We start from the raw sequence: 17699 nt of genomic DNA, 5'->3' as shown, positions 1-17699 counted from the left end.
TATGCAAAAAACTTACTTTTTTCAATACTTAAATTGCTGAATTAAAGATGTTTCTGTGTTTTACGTGAACTATGTACGTATTTACTGGGATGATGGATGTTTTTATTTTGATTTTTTTTTCGAGTGTGAAAACTACTCTTTTATAATTATTAAGAATATTTTTCTAAAAATATAAAAATCAGTTGTTTGAGATGAGAGAAGGACATAAAAAAAACAGCTCAATAACGACAAAGAGCTGTTTAAAACGTACTATTTTCACTAACTAAATAAATTCGCTTTTTTGGGTAAGGGGTAAAATTTTAACGTGCAGCGACGCTTGTTTTTTTAGCAGAAAAACCTGCTTTATAACTCGATGAAATTGCTTTTCTGGAAAGTACCGTAGTAGCTTCAGTAATAGTAATTTCATGTCTTACTTTTTTGATGTTATCCTCAACTTCCAGAAAGTAGGTTCCTGCCGGGAGTTCTTCCAGATTAAAAGTTCTCAAAATTCCATCTTTACCTGAAGCATTTTCAGTATAAAGTATGCTACCGTCTTTATCATAAATTGCCAGATTTGCTTTTTGCACTTTGTTAAGGGCAAATGCAATTAGCTTTCCGTTGGCTTTTAATACATGAAGATTAAAATCTTCATTCCCGTCAATTGCATAGGTACTCATTCCAGTGAAAAGTACTGCACATACTAAACTTAATTTTAAAATCTTTTTCATGACTTTTAGTTTTTAGATTAATAATTCTAATTATCTGATGCTAAATTACTTATGAAACAATGGTTTTCTCACAACTCTGTTTTCTTATTTCTATGCTATATTCTCATTTACGAAACCGTTATAGGTTAAAATTTGAATTATTTTGAGTGTTAGTGTTAATTCTACGATTATATTTTAATGTTTTGATAAAGTTAAGGCAATGTGGTTTTGCCTGTCTTTCTTACAAAATGTGTGTTTTAGGATTTAATCGCAAGGTGCGCGAAGTTTTATATCACAAATTACGTGTAGTAACCGCAAAGTTCGCAAGGCTTTATCAATAATTAGCTTTGCGAACTTTGCGTTTGTATAAAAAAGATATGAAAAAAAACCTTGCACACCTTGCGGTTAAACCATTAGTTTATAAGCAAAAAAAAACAGCTCAATAACCACAAAGAGCTGTTTTAAAACAATCACGTTTTTACTTTACTAACTATCTAACCTCATTTTTATACTTTATGAAAGCATAAACTTTTTTAACGTACTGCTACGTTTGAATTTTGAGCAGAGTAATCTGCTTTATAGGTAGATGAAATTGCTTTTGCAGATAATATTGATTTATCATCTGTAATTGTAATTTCATGTCTTATTTTTTTAACGCTGTCTTCTACTTCTAAGAAATAGGTTCCTTCCGGAAATTCTTCTAAACTAAAGGTTCTTAAAATTCCTTCTTTACCTGAAGCATTTTCAGTGTAGATTAGTGAACCGTTTTGGTCATAAATACTCAAACTGGCTTTTTGCACTTGGTTTAGAGCAAACGTAATTAGCTTTCCATTACCCTTTAATACGTGAAGGTTAAAGTTGTTGTTACCATTTTCATCAATTGCATAAGTGCTTATTCCTGAAAAGAGTACCGCACAGACTAAACTTAATTTTAAAATGTTTTTCATAGCTTTTCGCTTTAAATGATTAGTTCATTTCTCTGAAGCTAAATTACTTTAGAACCGGATTTTTTTTCGCAACTCTATTTGCCAATTTATGTGCTGTATTCTCATTTACGAAACCGTTATAGGTTAAAATTTGAATTATTAGAGGTTTTTTTGTTAATTGCATTGTTATTTTTCAATGATTTTAAATTTTGAACAATCTATGAATATGTCTATAATTCTTACATATATATTGTATACTTATAAAAAGACCTGATTAAATAGGATATATTAAAAAAAAGATTGGAAAAAAAACGACTATAAAAAAAATACGGGAATAATTGTGATTTTGAATTTAGTGTTTTTTGGATTTTTATGATATATTCTCATTTACGAAACCGTTATAGGTTAAAATATGAATTATGTTAGGTGATTTTGTTAAATTCGCTATTATTTTCTAAAAACTTTATCATGAAGACGATTGCCCCTGCTCTTGAAGTGATATCTAATTCTTACGGAAGCTCCTTTACGTATACCAAACATGCGGAAAAAACGAACAGTAAGGCACATTTATGGCATTATCATCCCGAAATTGAGCTGGTTTACATCAATGGGGGAGCGGGTAAAAGACAAATAGGAAGCCATGTTTCGTATTACACCAATGGCAGTTTACTTTTGATAGGGGCCAACCTGCCACATTGTGGTTTTACGAATGAAATGACGGGGAATACAGACGAAACGGTCATTCATATTAAACCTGAATTTTTGGGCAATGATTTTTTTGTGGCACCCGAAATGAAAAAAGTTCGAAATGTCTTGAATCAGTCAAAAGGAGGTATCGCTTTTGGAGGAGAAACGAAGAAAAATGTAGGTAAAAGAATCGAGATGATGGAAAATCAGCTTCCGTTTGAACGTTTGCTTACGCTTTTAAGTATTTTGGATGAGTTAGATTCATCAGAAGAATATACCGTACTAAATGCCGATGGATTTTCGTTAGAATTGCAGACTCAGGATAATGATCGAATGAATGTAATTTTTAATTATGTGAAAGATCATTTTCAGGAATCGATTGCCATCGATGAAGTTTCGAATCTGATAAGTATGACAACACCTTCTTTTTGTCGTTACTTTAAAAAAATCTCCAATAAAACGTTTACCGAATTTGTAAATGAATATCGTTTGGTACATGCTTCAAAGCTTCTGGCGGAGAAACCTATGAGTATTAATGAAGTCTGCTATGAAAGCGGATTCAATAATTTTAGTCACTTTAGTAAATCTTTTAAACAGTACACCGGTAAAAGTGCGTCTCAATACCGCAATGAACATAAAATTGTCATTCAGTAAAACTTTTGTTGTTGCACAGAGGCTTACGAAGAAATCACACAAAGACTCGCAAAAAAAAGCACAGAGATTCACAAAGTTTTTTTTAGTCTTTGCGTATCTCTGCGTGTCCTTTGTGTCTCTTTGCGGGATTCTGTTGTTTCAAAATCACACAAAGACTCGCGAAAAAAAACACAGAGATACACGAAGTTTTTTAATCTTTTGTGTGTCTTTGCGTGTCCTTTGTGTCTCTTTGTGGAATTCTGTTGTTTCAAAATCACACAGAGACCCACGAAGAAATCACACAGAGACCCACGAAGTTTTTTTAAGTCTTTGTGTATCTCTGCGTGTCCTTTGTGTCTCTTTGTGGAATTCTGTTGTTTCACAGAGACTCGTGAAGAGATCACACAGAGATTCACGAAAAGAAGCACAGAGAGTCACAAAGTTTTTTAAGTCTTTGCGTATCTCTGCGTGTCCTTTGTGCTTCTTTGCGGAATTATATTGTATCTCTTTGCGGAATTTTTACTTATTGAAGTTTTCAGCAAAGAAGCCTAACATATATTTATAGAGTTCTATTTTGCTAGGTTCTTTATGAAACCCGTGTCCTTCATCGTATTTTACCATATAAGGAACTTCAAAACCTTTTGCGCGCATCGCTTTTACAATTTGGTCAGACTCATTGATATTTACTCTCGGATCATTTGCTCCCTGTACTACAAATAAAGGTTTTTTGATTTTATCAATCTGAAATATTGGAGAAGCTTCTTTAGCTATTTCAGCCTCCTTAGGATTATCCAAATCATACCATATTTCTTTTAGTTGCTCTTTGTAAGGCTTCCAGTATTCCGGAAACGAGTTAAAAAAGGTAAAAATATTGGAAACCCCTACATAATCTACCCCACAGGAATATAAATCAGGTGTTTTGATTAATCCCATTAAGGTAGCATATCCTCCATGGCTTCCTCCGTAAATGGCCACTTTACTTTGATCGACCCAACCTTGTTTTATCGCATATTTTACTCCGTCTTCTACATCATCCATAACCTTTCTTCCAATTTGTTTATAGCCTGATTCTTGAAATTCTTTCCCGTATCCACCGGAAATTCTAAAATTAACTTGTAATGTAGCATATCCTCTACTGGCGAACAGTTGTGCTTCAGCATTAAAACCCCAATCATCTCTAATCGATTGTGGCCCTCCGTGAGGATTAACAATTAAAGGGACTTTCTTTCCTTCTAAAGCGGCTTTTGGTAATGTTATATATCCGTGAATGGTTAAACCATCTCTGCTTTTGAATTCAATAGGTCTCATTTCTGCCATATCTTTTTCTTTCAGCTGGGGCATAAGATCATAGAGCAATTTTATGTTTTTTGTTTTTGTATCGTATTCATAATATCTTCCATAGAGTTTATCGCTTGTTACGAAAACTAAAAGTTTACTTTCATTGTTATCTGAAGATGCAATTGAGAAATCCTTATCTTTAAATTGTGATGACAGTTTGCTGTAAACCTCTTTATAAAATTTACTTACCGGTATAGTTATTTCTTTTACGCCAGTATAGCTAATATAATCCAGTTCATAGTTTCTGTTTTTACGGGCAGTACTTATAGAGCTTACATCATAAACCGGGTCCGAATAAACTTCTTTAACAATTGTATTTTTCTTTAGGTCGTATAATACAATTCTTTCTTTGTCGCTATCAAGGTTGGTCACTACATAGGCTTCATCCTTATTCTTAGAATTATCATTCAGTTCGATAATACTGAAGGTGTTTTTCCAGTCTGTTGATTGGATAAGGTTAAATTTGCCTGTTTCTAAATCTTTATAGTATGTTTTAGTGGTTACACCATTTTCCAGAACGGTATAGCCTCTCATATTTCCTTCTTTATCAAAAAGATAACTGTTGATAGGACTATTAACGTCCTTATTTTCATAAAGCTGAGTCATTTCTCCGGTATTGAAGTTTATTCTGTAAGGTTCAAAGATTTGTTTGTTGTTTTTATTGAGCGTTACAATAACAAATTCGGTGTCTTTGATGATCTTTACGGATCTTAAGGTTGCCCCTTCAAAAGGAGTTAAGTCTTTTAGATTTTTACCATCGATATCTACAGCATAAAGATGGTTGTTTTCGTTACCTCCTTTATCCTGTGTGTAAAATAGTCTGTTCTTGTCCAGCCAGCCATAACTTCCAATAAGGTTCTCTTTCTCGACAATAGCTTTTGTAATTTTTCCTGTTTTCAGTTCTTTTACATAGACATGATTTTTCTTGTTTTTATCTTTTTCTTTATAAGACAGGTATTGCCCGTCCGGTGAAATTTTGAAAGACGAAGCGTTTGGTTTTGCGAAATAATCTTCTACCTTGTATTTGAAATTTCCTTTATCAAAAGAGACCATTTTCTCAAGGCTCTCTTTAGAAGAAGGCAATGAAGCATCACCTGGTAGTTTTGTAGTAGTGCTTTGTGCATTTGCTGTAATTGCTGATATGACAATACATACAGCAGTTAAGACTTTAAGATTCATATTCATAATGCATTTGTTTTAAAGTTTAATCGATTCGATAAAAGAATGATAGCTTAATTTTTCTTTGGCAAATCTCGGGAACGGACATTAGAATGTGGGTTATCAGACTGTTATATAGTGTTAAATAGTGTTATCATAGCTTTTATAGTTCCTTGTTAATGTGTAATTTCGAAAGAATTAAAAGAAGGCTATATGAACAAATTCTTTGTTAGTTTTGGAAAACCATTATTTGTGCTGACCATTCTTGTTGTTTTGACTTTTCAGGGGTATTGGATTGAGGTGAATTATAAAAATAAAAAGGAAGAAATTCTGGAACGGGTACAATCTGAGGCTACTCAGATATTGCTTATGAATCTGTTTAAGGAACCTGCTTTAAAACAAAAAATTGAAAAGGCAAACAAATCTAAAAACAAAAAAGTTGAGGTATTTGTTTCAGAACCAAAAGCAGAGGTGGTTAAGCAGTATTTAAAAGTTTCAAATAACGGATTGCTTTATGAGCATGAAAAGCTTGACTATTTTTTGTATACTTCCGTTAGAAAGAGATTGAAGGCATTCCTGAAAAAAGAGGCTGAAATTCAAGTATATTTTGAAGGTAATGATGTTAAAAGAACCTATCCCAAAGGGATTGTGATTACAGACCGGAACACTACAAAAACAATAAACTCATTTCAACAAGAGAATAACAAATACCGCATTCATATTGTTAATATGGCAGGTGTCGTAATTTACGAAATAAAAGAAATTATATTTTTTTCGATATTTTATGTTTTTCTTTTTTTGATCACTATTTTCATTCTTTTCAAAAGTTTGATTTTTAATCGGAATTTATTGCAGAATAAGGAGATTTTCACACGCAATATGACGCATGAACTAAAAATACCCATTTCAACCATCATGATTGCAACAGAAGCTCTGGAAACTTATACACTTGGAGAAGAGCCCGCAGCGGTAAAAAAATATACAGCGGCCATTCATAGAGCAGTGAATCAGCTTTCTTTTCTTGTAGATTCTATTCTTCAGCACGCAAGAAGCAGCGATAGTAAAGAAAAATTAGTTTTGTCCTCTGTGAATTTACTCGCTTTATTACAGGAGGTGAAAGAGGATTTAACGCATATAGTTTTAAAAAAACAGGCAGAGATTGTTTTTGAAGATGTTGATGAAAATGTGCAGATCAAAGGCAGTCGGATTCAGCTGAAACAGATATTTTTGAATTTACTCGATAATTCTCTGAAATATTCTGAAAGAGCTCCCAGAATTATAATCTCCGCCGGGAAAATGAACAATACTGTGATCATCAGAATTCAGGACAACGGTATTGGTATTCCTGAAAAATATAAAGAAGAAATCTTTGCACCATATTTTAAAATCATGAATGATGACACCCATAATGTAAAAGGATTTGGTTTAGGATTGAGTTTTGTGCGAGAATCCTTGAAAAAACAAGGCGGAAGCATTAGAGTTTTGAAACAAAAAACAGAAGGAACCAGTATCGAAATTAAAATACCGGCTCATGAGTAAAACTAAAATATTATACTTAGAAGATGACCCTGATTTAGGAGAAATCACATCAATTCTGCTTAGAAAAAAAGGATTTGAAGTAGAATGGATGCTTGATGGCGCTGAAGGACTTGAAGCACTCAGAGATCAGTCGTTTGATCTTATCGTAGCAGATATTATGATGCCAAAGCTTGATGGTTATTCTTTATTAAAGCAAATAAGAAAAGACGGAAATGATATTCCCCTAATTCTTCTCTCGGCACGTGTACTGACAGAGGATGTATTGCAGGGCTTTTCTATGGGGGCTGATGATTATATCCGAAAACCGTTCAGTGTGGAAGAACTTACTGCGAGGATTAACAGATTTCTGAAAAAGAATTTTCGTACTGCTGGTGAATATAAAAAGAAAAGTATCATCATTGGTGATTATGAATACGATCCGGAGAATTATAAATTAATTCATGAAAAAAGAGTTCTTACCCTTTCTCCAAGATCAGGAGAGATACTTTACCGTCTTGCCACAAATGAAAACAGAACGCTCCCAAGAAAAGAAACTCTTATTGAGCTTTGGGGAGATGATAGTTTTTTTAATGGAAGAAGTTTAGATGTCTTTATTTCAAAACTGCGAAAAAATCTTTCAGAGGATCCTAAGATCAGTATCATCAATATAAGAGCTCAGGGGTATCGCCTGATTATCGATTGAAATCAGAATATTCCTTATTTTTTTATAAAAACAGAATTCAATAAGAAAAAAGTAATATCTTTTGTCCTCTAAAACAAAAAATGTTTCAAGTATGAAAAATGCCAGATTTCTATTGATTGTAGTGCTATTATGCATCAATGCGGTAGGTTATGCCGCAAAAGTTGATACCCTGCAAGTTGCGAGTACAGCCATGAGTAAAACCTATAAAGCAGCGGTTGTTTTGCCTAATTCGTATGCCAAAAGTAAAACGGCATTTCCGGTGATGTATTTATTGCATGGTGCTTACGGACATTTTAGCGATTGGTTGAAAAACACGCCCAATAAGAAATTAGTACAAAATTTATCCGATCAGTACAATATAATCATAGTCATGCCCGAAGGAGAAACGTTTAGTTTTTATTTGGATAGTCCGGTAAACAAAGGAAGTCAGTTCGAAACCTTTATTACGCAAGAGGTTGTTCAAAAAGTAGATAAAACATATCGAACGATAAGCAACAGGAACGGAAGGGTAATCACGGGACTTTCTATGGGAGGTCACGGCGCTTTGTATCTGTCGGCCAAGCATCCTGATTTGTTTTGTGCTGCCGGAAGTATGAGTGGGGCAGTAGATATGGGAGTAATGCTACAAAGAGATGCATCGGCACAGGTGGTGAAATTAATGCAGCCTGTTTTTGGGGATAAAAGTGATAATTCTGAAATGTATGCGCAATATGCTGTATTGGGAATGTTGGACAAACTTAAAGCAAATAAACTCCCTTTGATTATAGATTGTGGTGTAGATGATTTTTTGATAGAACCTAACAGAGAGCTACATCGAAGATTGGTTTACAGCAAAGTAGATCACGATTATACCGAACGTGCAGGAGCACATACCTGGGAGTATTGGGAGAATTCACTACCCTATCACGTTTTATTTTTTAATAAAATACTGCTTAAAAATCAGCAGGTTACGAAAAAATAATAGAAAAATCGAATAAGAACGGTATCAAATATTTTTTTTGGTTTGATTTTTGGAATACCTTTATATATGTATATTCTAAAAACAAATAATACCACAGAAATTATGAAAAAGATACTTACCCTATTCGCAGTTGCAGTCGTTGGACTGATTACATTTTCTAGTTGTGAAGGACCAGAAGGACCAGTGGGACCTCCAGGACCAGAAGCAGAAGTGTTTGAACTTCAAAATGTTAATTTTTCTTATAACGCTACCGACGGTTACAATATCTATCAAAAACTGAATCCAGTAATTTTTGATTCTGATGTGATTTTAATTTACAGATTGGCGGGAACAGTTAATCCAACTACTCCGATCTGGCAGCAAATCCCAAGAACCGTTTATACTTCAAAGGGTGATTTTGATTATGATTTTGATTTTAGTAAAAGCGATTTCACTATTTTTGCAGGCGGGAATTATGATTTAGCTTTAACACCTGAGTTTATAAAAAATCAAACTTTTAGAATTGTAATTGTGCCGGGAGCATTTTCAAGTACTGGTAAATCAGTAAATAAAGCAGATTACTCTGATTACAATGCTGTTATTAAAAAATACAACATTGATGATAGTAAGGTTAAAAAGCTAAACTAATCATTAGAATGTCATAAAAAAAGGAGATCGTCACGATCTCCTTTTTTTATGAATATTCATTTTTTTATTGTTTGATAAATGTTTTTTGAATTGTGCCAACATGTTCATTTTCAATTGTAATAAAATAGGTCCCCGTTGGAAGATTCGCGACATCTATATTTATTAGTTTGGGGTTTGATACTGAAAAGTTGTTTGAATTTACTACATTACCCATAACGTTAGAGATTGTAATTTTAGAATTTAGCATATCTGATGTACTTTCAATGTTTAAAATTGAAGAAGTTGGATTTGGGTAAAGTTGTATATAAGGTTGAGAAGCAGTACCGTCTAAATAAGTTTCGTTACTGTGGCTTGTAACTACTCCATATATATTTTGGCTATTAACTAAAACTACATAATTCATTGTAGCAATTCGTCTAAATTTATATGTCGATTTGAAACTGTATCTCCCTCTTCTATCAGTAATAATAGTAAGAGGTAGTGAAGGAATATAATCTTTAGAAGTCGCCCCCGGGATGTTTGACCATGAAGTAGTAGGATAGTCTCCTTCTAAGCTTTGACTTTGCCATTGATAATTTGTTAAATAAATTCGGAAATCATAACCCTCTGGATAAGGATTGTCAAGACTGGCTGTGGATCCCGTGATAAGTTGTAAATTTTCGAAACTATTTGGAGATGTGATTTTTAAAATTTGATCACAACAAATTGTATTGTTGTAACGCAATCCCCTAACTAAAACCTTTATTTGATTACTAATTTGTGAAATATTTTTATAAATAGCTATCCTTCTAATAAGATAATAAGTGTCTTCAAAATTTGAAAATTGTGATGGATCGGAAAAACTTAAGTTTGGAGAGCTTTCATTAGTTATGGTAGTCCATCTTTCTATCATTCCCTTATCAATAGTAGTGTATTCCCATTTATAACTATCTACCTTTGCACCAGGGTCTCTCATTTGAACAACATAAAATGGATCTTCTAAGACTTTTAAGTTTACTATTGAATTTTCTCCAGAAATAGCTAGTTTTTTTAAACTTGATAACTCAATAAATCCTTCTGAATTTACTTGTTCATTAGCTGAAATTGAATTTCTGAATATTGGAGAAGGAACAACCGTGATAGCTACTGAGTTGCTTTTATTCGGTTTCTCACTAGTATGGTTATACCCCAAACTTCTGATGACATTAAAATTGCCTATTTCAGTGATATGATCAATTTCCAGAATTTGATTTACATTATCAAAGTTTTTAAATCGTACACTCCCATTTCCATTAGCTTCCCAAGAAGAGTTTATTCCATAAGGTTGATCTTTGTAAGGATTAGAATATTGTGAACCAGTTATAGGTGTAGGTTTGTCTCCTAATCTTACAATTTGATTACAACATAAAGTGTTAGAGATTTTCGTAGGATCAGGTGCATCCGCAGGCGGTATCACTGTTCCTCCTCCGTTAAGTGTTGGATTTTTTATAACGGCAATATTTGAACTTTTGTAGGCTGCTCCTGCTGGATTTTTATATTCAGCATAAACAAATCCTCCGGAGGTTAAAAAATCTCCCCAGCTAAGATTAATATTAAAATTTCTGGTGGCAAATTGCCCGCCACCAAAATATAATTGGCCTCCGTCACCTCCAATAGCAATGTTAACATTTTGTGGGGATAATTTTGAAAAGTAAATTTTTAAAGTGCCCTGATCTCCAACTGCAACATTGTTAGGGATTTCTACTTTAACAGATAGTGATATATAGGAATAGGAAATTCCGCCTAAATTTATTGGCCCCGAGGTGACACTTAATCCATTAACCATGGTAGGTGCAAGTGTAACTTTTTGTCCAAACATTATTGTGCTAAATAAGAGCAATAAACTAAGATAAATGTAATTTTTATTCATGATTTTTTTTAAATTATAATAAAGTTAAAAATAGGATTAATATTATATTTTTGAAATTTTAAAAAGTTAAATTATAAGTGTAATACTATAATTTAACACAATAGGGGTTTTGAGATTTAGTATAAAATAAAAAAAGGAGATCATCATGATCTCCTTTTTTATTGACACTATTTAGAAGTGCTATTCCTTATCTGTATCAGTAAGTTCTTTTTCTGCTCCAAATTTTAAAGATACCAGAATACCCGCTAAAAGGGAAAGAGCAATGAAGGCTAAAGACGCCCATTCCGGTACGTGAATGAAATCGTGAAGCAGCATTTTTAATCCTACAAAGCTTAAAATAGCAATAAGACTGTATTCCAGATAGCTGAATTTTGCCAGCATATTGGCTAGGAAAAAGTACATCGAACGTAATCCCAGTATGGCAAAAATATTAGAGCTGAACACTAAAAAAGGATCAGAAGTAATAGCCAGAATTGCCGGTACACTGTCTACGGCGAAAAGCACATCCATGAATTCAATCACAATCAGCGCTACAAATAATGGTGTGGCTGCTTTTTTTGCTGTTTTTGTGGGAATGAAGAATTTTTCGCCCTCCATATGGGAAGTGATCGGAATGATTTTTCCTAATGTTTTATAAATGAAAGAATCTTTGGGCTGAAAATCTTCATCTTCGCCTGTAAACAGCATCTTGATTGCGGTAAAAAGCAGAAAGGCTCCAAATAAATAAGTAGTCCATGCAAATTTATTAATCAGCATTACACCAAAGAAAATCATTAGTCCACGGAAAACAACGGCTCCCAGAATTCCCCAGAATAAAACACGATGCTGGTATTTTTGTGGTATTTTGAAGGATGCAAAAATAATGGCGATCACAAAAATATTGTCCACACTTAAAGATAACTCAATCAGATAACCGGTTATAAACTTCATGGAAGCAACGGCGGGTTTCAGATTGTCAGGATTTGCGATGTAATCTGTAGTATAGAGCCAATAGATAACTCCTGAAAAAAGAAAGGATAGGGTTACCCAGATCAGTGTCCATTTACTTGCTTCTTTGGTGCTGATAATATGTGGGGTTTTGTTGAAAACGCCTAAGTCTAAAGCGAGAATAAGTGCAACTGCTATTAAAAAGAAAATCCAAACCATTAGGGTGTTTTTTTAGTGATTCACAAAGATAGTTTTTAAATTATATCAATTATAATTATTTATCCTGTCTGTCATTTTTGGGCAGAATCAGAGCGTTAAGTATTAAAAAGTTACTTTCAAAATTTACACAACGTTTGTCTTTTTGACTGATAGGACAGGCAATTCCATAAAAAAAGTGCCAACATTACGTTAGCACTTTTATATATGTTCTAAATCTGAATTACAATGCTGATTTTACAGTTTTGATAATTCTTGCAGCGATTTTATAAGGATCACCGTTTGAAGCAGGTCTTCTGTCTTCTAACCAGCCTTTCCATCCTTTTTGTACGGTCATTAATGGAATTCTGATAGAGCATCCTCTGTCTGAAACGCCATAAGAGAAATCGTGAATAGAAGCGGTTTCGTGTTTACCAGTTAAACGTTGGTCGTTGTAAGCTCCGTAAACTGCAATGTGCTCTGCAGTAACAGGTCTGAAAGCTTCACAGATTCTTTCGTAAGTAGCTTGGTCTCCACATGTTCTTAGTACTTCGTTAGAGAAATTAGCATGCATACCTGAACCATTCCAGTCTGTATCTCCAAGTGGTTTTGGGTGGTATTCAATATAGTAACCGTATTTTTCAGTCAAACGATCTAATAAGTAACGAGCAACCCAGATTTCGTCTCCGGCTTTTTTAGCACCTTTAGCGAATAATTGAAATTCCCATTGTCCGCAGGCAACTTCCTGATTGATTCCTTCAAAATTAATTCCGGCTGCGATACAAAGATCAGCATGCTCTTCGACTAATTTTCTTCCGTGAGTATTTTTTCCACCTACTGAGCAGTAGTACATTCCTTGTGGAGCAGGGTAACCTCCAACGGGGAATCCAAGCGGAAGCTGAGTTTTGGTATCCATGATAAAATACTCTTGTTCAAATCCGAACCAAAAATCATCATTATCATCATCAATTGTAGCTCTACCGTTAGAAGGGTGTGGTTTTCCGTCAGCATACATAACTTCTGACATTACTAACCATCCGTTGATACGGGTTGGGTCTGGATATATTGCAACAGGAACTAAAAGACAGTCAGAAGATCCACCTTCGGCTTGTTTAGTAGAGGAACCATCAAATGACCAGTTTCCTAGTTCTTCTAATGTTCCTTTGAAATTTTCATGCTCTTCAACTTTAGTTTTACTTCTAAGATTTTGGGTTGGTTCATATCCGTCTAACCAAATGTATTCTAACTTAATTTTAGCCATAATAATATAAATTAATTTTCTTGTTTCTTTTTTGTTGGGACAAATATAGATTTATTTTTCTACTCCTAAAAATTAGGGGGCTATTTTGTTTGAAGTAGTATTATTTTTTAGATAAGATTAATTTGTGAGGGGGTATATTTTGAAAAAAGTAATTTTTAATACCTTAAAAAGGCAAATTCGTAAAAATCAAGGATGTTTTTTAAATTTTTAGTTTAAGGAATTATGAAAAAATGTTTATTTAATGAATAATACTGCGGTGTTTTGTTATATTTCTTCGAATCAAATTCATTATTCTTTGAAAAAACCGCTTAATGTTGAAAAATCATCGAATAAAATTCTCTGGTTTATGTTTCAAACAGGGGTTTTTATTGATTATATTTGTTTCACTTTTTTAATGAAAATAATTACGAATTTTTAAACCTACTATACATGTCAACATTACGTTTCCAAGCTTTACAAGAAGCTTCCAACAGAAAGCCTGTACATTTTGAAGAAATAGACAGAAAGTCAAATATTTTTGGTTCAAATGTGTTTAATGAGAAAGCGATGAGGCAGTTTTTGACTTCTGATGCTTTAAAAGGAGTGAGAGATGCCATTCAACACGGAACTAAGATAGACAGAAAACTGGCCGATTATATTGCCATGGGGATGAAAGAATGGGCATTGTCAAAAGGTGTAACTCATTATACACACTGGTTTCAGCCACTTACAGGCACAACAGCAGAAAAGCATGATGCTTTTTTTGAAACTTCTTATGACGGAAGTGACCCTGTAGAGAAATTCGGAGGAGCTCAATTGGTACAGCAGGAGCCTGATGCATCAAGTTTTCCGAATGGAGGAATAAGAAATACATTTGAGGCAAGAGGGTATACCGCGTGGGATCCAACTTCTCCGGCATTTATATATGGTACAACCTTATGTATTCCGACCGTATTTATCGCCTATACAGGAGAAGCGCTCGATAATAAAATTCCATTATTAAGAGCACTATCTGTTATGGATGAGGCAGCGACGGAAGTGTGTAAATATTTCGATAAAAATGTAAAGAAAGTTACTGCTACTTTAGGATGGGAACAGGAATACTTTTTAATTGATAAAGCATTAGCCAATTCACGTCCTGACTTAATGATGACAGGGAGGACCTTACTGGGACATACTTCGGCAAAAGGACAACAATTAGACGATCATTATTTCGGTTCTATTCCAACACGTGCTTTAACGTATATGAGAGATTTAGAGCAGGAATGTATGTTGTTGGGGATTCCGGTAAAAACTCGTCACAATGAGGTAGCGCCAAATCAATTCGAATTGGCTCCGATTTTTGAAGAAACCAATCTGGCTGTAGATCATAACTCTTTATTAATGGATGTGATGCAGCGTGTAGCGGAGCGTCATGATTTTAAAGTATTGTTTCATGAAAAACCTTTTAAAGGAGTAAACGGTTCAGGAAAACACAATAACTGGTCATTGGCAACAGATACAGGAGTTAATTTATTGAGTCCGAGTAAAACGCCAATGAGTAATCTACAGTTTTTAACTTTCTTTATCAATACAATTAAAGCGGTTAATGATTACGAAACTTTATTGAGAGCATCTATCGCAACAGCGAGCAACGATCATCGTTTGGGAGCTAATGAGGCACCACCGGCAATTATATCGGTTTTTATTGGAGCACAATTGTCTAAAGTATTATTAGAATTGGAAAGTGTAACCACCGGGAAATTGTCCCCTGAAGAAAAAACAGACTTAAAGTTAAATGTAGTTGGGAAAATCCCGGACGTTCTTTTAGACAATACAGACCGTAACCGAACTTCTCCTTTTGCTTTTACCGGAAATAAATTTGAGTTTAGAGCTGTAGGTTCAAATGCCAATTGTTCCAACGCGATGACTACTCTGAATGCTATTGTGGCCAAACAGTTAAGAGACTTTAAAACTGAAGTAGACTCTTTGATTGAATCTAAAGACATGAAAAAAGACGATGCTATCTTTAATGTTTTGAGAGAATACATCAAGCAGTCTAAAAAAATACTTTTTGAAGGTGACGGATATAGCGATGCCTGGGAAAAAGAAGCCGCTAAAAGAGGATTAAGTAATTTTAAAACGACTCCGGAAGCTATTAAAGCTAAGGTTTCAAAGCAAGCTTTGGAGTTATTTGACGAGTTAGGAATTTTAAATCACGTAGAAGCAGAAGCCCGTTACGAAATTGAATTGGAAGAATACACTAAGAAAATCCAAATTGAAGGACGAGTATTAGGGGATATTGCCAGAAATCATGTTATTCCAACGGCTATCCGCTATCAAAATACTTTAATCGAAAATGTAAAAGGATTAAAAGAAATTTTTGGTAAGGAGTTTGAAACTATTGCAAAAGAGCAAATAGTTCTGATTAAAGAAATTTCAGGACACATTGAAGGAATCAATTCTAAAGTATTGGCAATGACGAGTGAACGAAGAACGGCAAACCAATTGACTGATGCACAAAAAATGGCCGAAGCTTATTGCAATAATGTAAAGCCTTATTTTGAGGACATTCGTAATCATTGTGATAAATTAGAATTATTAGTAGATGATGAAAGCTGGACCCTAACGAAGTACAGAGAACTGTTATTTACGAAGTAATATTTTAGAATATACCCGATTAAGTCCCGTCTTTATTGAGATGGGATTTTTTTTATGGTTTTGTTAAAATAATATCATTATGTCGTTATTTTAACAAATGTTTAAATTGAATTGTGACTAAATTATGAAAAGTAGCTTTTTTCTTGCCAACGAAAAAAAGCATTAAAGTAGTTCATCGAGATAGTTTTACACTTCATCGAAAAGTAATTAAGATATTGGAAAATAGGTATTTATACCTGTTTTGGTTGGCGATAAGTTTTCTAATTTTGATCATGAAAGAAAGAAAATAAGGCTTTAATTTTTATTTTCGAATGGAGATTTTGATTGCATGATTTCCCTAAATCACGCTGACCTACATAATAAAATGTATTAATAACCAATTAAATATATTTATTATGAAAAGAGTAATTTTAAGCATCTCCGCGATGCTGTTTGTAGGAGTCGCAGCTTTTGCGCAAGGTAACATGAGTGATGTGGACCAAACAGGTTTATTAAATGGTGCACTGGTAGTTCAGGTAGGAGCAACTAATAGCTCAGATGTTGACCAGATAGGTATTGCCAACGTTGCAATTGTAGGACAGTACGGAGATGATAACGAGTCTACTGTTGGACAATTAGGAGGAGGAAATGTTGCTATCGTAACACAAATCGGAGACAATAACGATTCTAGTATCACTCAAGGAATCTGGTTTGGTAATCTTGCAGTTACTACTCAAATTGGAGCTTACAACAATTCTGATGTGTTACAGATTGGTAACTTTAATACAGCTACTACTAATCAATTTGGTCTTGCTAATAACGCTTTGACTCTTCAATTCGGATATGGCAACACCGCATCTACCGATCAAATAGGACTGTTTAACAATGCAGCTACTCTACAATTAGGCTGGGATAACACCTCTAGTATTCAACAATACGGAGCCGGTAACTTTGCAGCTACTGCACAATTTGGAAATGATCATATGAGCACAGTTACTCAAACAGGTTTCTTAAATGGAAGTGTAGTAATTCAATCTAACTAAGAATAAACCAGAAAAAGGAAGAGCTTGAGCTATTAAGTTCTTCCTTTTTTTTAATTACAATAGGTCATGAAACGTATAGCCACTTTTGTATCCTTACTAATCACCGGGATTTTATTCGCTCAGGTAATCGATGTGAATAGAAGTGACTATTTATTAAATGAAGCATACAATCGCAATCAAAATCAAACGATAAGTCAATATATTAAAAGCAACAACATCGTAACAGTTGCTCAAATTGGAAATTACAATCAAGCCAATTTAACCATTATAAGCAGTAATGCTTATGTTACCGCACAACAGACAGGCAACAACAACTACATGAATGTCTACAAAAATGCTGATGAAATCAATCAGTCCTACACACAAACAGGCAATAATAATTATATAAGTGATTTTTCGATGTACTCACGCGGAATCACTTCCATGGGAATCAATCAGTATGGCAATAATTTATCGGTAATCAGTACCGGTTCAAATTCGATATCTAAAGATTTAATAATTAATCAAACGGGAAACTCGGGGACAATTTACATATTCAATCGCTAGTGTC

At 33.9% G+C, this 17699-nt stretch carries 14 protein-coding genes; 8 read left to right on the top strand and 6 right to left on the bottom strand.

The window, feature by feature from the left end; genetic code table 11:
• Positions 1 to 299: 299 nt before the first annotated feature.
• Together BHE19_RS09460 and BHE19_RS09455 are read right to left on the bottom strand one after the other, a co-directional pair.
• Positions 300 to 707, bottom strand: a complete 408-nt coding sequence (locus BHE19_RS09460) for a T9SS type A sorting domain-containing protein (RefSeq protein WP_070906899.1) — start codon at positions 705 to 707, stop codon at positions 300 to 302.
• A 512-nt stretch (positions 708 to 1219) separates the two neighbouring features.
• Positions 1220 to 1633, bottom strand: a complete 414-nt coding sequence (locus BHE19_RS09455) for a T9SS type A sorting domain-containing protein (protein WP_070906898.1) — start codon at positions 1631 to 1633, stop codon at positions 1220 to 1222.
• Between the two features lie 447 nt (positions 1634 to 2080).
• Here BHE19_RS09455 and BHE19_RS09450 point away from each other — a divergent pair, with 447 nt between their 5' ends.
• Positions 2081 to 2953, top strand: coding sequence for an AraC family transcriptional regulator (locus BHE19_RS09450; protein ID WP_070906897.1), 873 nt, complete (start codon positions 2081 to 2083; stop codon positions 2951 to 2953).
• A 498-nt stretch (positions 2954 to 3451) separates the two neighbouring features.
• Here the strand turns inward: BHE19_RS09450 and BHE19_RS09445 are convergent, their stop codons facing one another.
• Positions 3452 to 5449 carry a S9 family peptidase gene (locus tag BHE19_RS09445; RefSeq protein WP_394332174.1) on the bottom strand — a complete coding sequence of 666 codons (1998 nt, stop codon included), beginning with the start codon at positions 5447 to 5449 and terminating at the stop codon, positions 3452 to 3454.
• Positions 5450 to 5641: 192 nt separating this feature from the next.
• Here BHE19_RS09445 and BHE19_RS09440 point away from each other — a divergent pair, with 192 nt between their 5' ends.
• From BHE19_RS09440 to BHE19_RS09425, 4 genes are all read left to right on the top strand, one after another.
• Positions 5642 to 6967: a sensor histidine kinase gene (locus BHE19_RS09440; RefSeq protein ID WP_070906895.1), complete on the top strand. Its 1326-nt coding sequence runs from the start codon at positions 5642 to 5644 to the stop codon at positions 6965 to 6967.
• Positions 6960 to 7649 (top strand): response regulator transcription factor, encoded by a 690-nt coding sequence (locus BHE19_RS09435; protein WP_070906894.1) that lies wholly within the window; start codon positions 6960 to 6962, stop codon positions 7647 to 7649. Before BHE19_RS09440 ends, BHE19_RS09435 begins: the two co-directional genes overlap by 8 nt.
• A gap of 91 nt (positions 7650 to 7740) precedes the next feature.
• A complete protein-coding gene (locus tag BHE19_RS09430; RefSeq protein ID WP_070906893.1) occupies positions 7741 to 8610 on the top strand; it encodes an alpha/beta hydrolase in 870 nt (289 codons plus the stop codon).
• A gap of 102 nt (positions 8611 to 8712) precedes the next feature.
• A complete protein-coding gene (locus BHE19_RS09425) occupies positions 8713 to 9237 on the top strand; it encodes a hypothetical protein (RefSeq protein ID WP_026110203.1) in 525 nt (174 codons plus the stop codon).
• Positions 9238 to 9301: 64 nt separating this feature from the next.
• On the opposite strand, the gene BHE19_RS09420 is transcribed toward BHE19_RS09425, so the two are convergent.
• The 3 genes from BHE19_RS09420 to BHE19_RS09410 form a co-directional block, all read right to left on the bottom strand.
• The gene (locus tag BHE19_RS09420) at positions 9302 to 11125 is read right to left on the bottom strand and encodes a T9SS type A sorting domain-containing protein (RefSeq protein ID WP_070906892.1); all 1824 of its coding nucleotides are present in this window, start codon (positions 11123 to 11125) and stop codon (positions 9302 to 9304) included.
• 180 nt (positions 11126 to 11305) lie between these two features.
• The gene (locus BHE19_RS09415) at positions 11306 to 12271 is read right to left on the bottom strand and encodes a TerC family protein (protein ID WP_070906891.1); all 966 of its coding nucleotides are present in this window, start codon (positions 12269 to 12271) and stop codon (positions 11306 to 11308) included.
• Between the two features lie 220 nt (positions 12272 to 12491).
• On the bottom strand, positions 12492 to 13508 hold the full coding sequence (locus BHE19_RS09410; protein ID WP_017498734.1) for a glutamine synthetase beta-grasp domain-containing protein: 1017 nt from the start codon (positions 13506 to 13508) through the stop codon (positions 12492 to 12494).
• Positions 13509 to 13937: 429 nt separating this feature from the next.
• On the opposite strand from BHE19_RS09410, the gene BHE19_RS09405 reads away from it, so the two are divergent.
• The 3 genes from BHE19_RS09405 to BHE19_RS09395 all read left to right on the top strand — a co-directional run bounded on the left by BHE19_RS09405 (position 13938) and on the right by BHE19_RS09395 (position 17695).
• Positions 13938 to 16127 (top strand): glutamine synthetase III family protein, encoded by a 2190-nt coding sequence (locus BHE19_RS09405; RefSeq protein ID WP_070906890.1) that lies wholly within the window; start codon positions 13938 to 13940, stop codon positions 16125 to 16127.
• Positions 16128 to 16522: 395 nt separating this feature from the next.
• The gene (locus tag BHE19_RS09400) at positions 16523 to 17149 is read left to right on the top strand and encodes a hypothetical protein (RefSeq protein ID WP_081603555.1); all 627 of its coding nucleotides are present in this window, start codon (positions 16523 to 16525) and stop codon (positions 17147 to 17149) included.
• A gap of 66 nt (positions 17150 to 17215) precedes the next feature.
• Positions 17216 to 17695, top strand: a complete 480-nt coding sequence (locus BHE19_RS09395) for a hypothetical protein (RefSeq protein ID WP_070906889.1) — start codon at positions 17216 to 17218, stop codon at positions 17693 to 17695.
• The last annotated feature ends 4 nt before the right edge of the window (positions 17696 to 17699 follow it).

This window comes from Flavobacterium tructae (assembly GCF_001853485.1).
Taxonomy (GTDB): domain Bacteria; phylum Bacteroidota; class Bacteroidia; order Flavobacteriales; family Flavobacteriaceae; genus Flavobacterium; species Flavobacterium tructae.
Note: the sequence above shows the minus strand (reverse complement) of the source record. Positions and strands in the feature narration are given on the sequence as shown.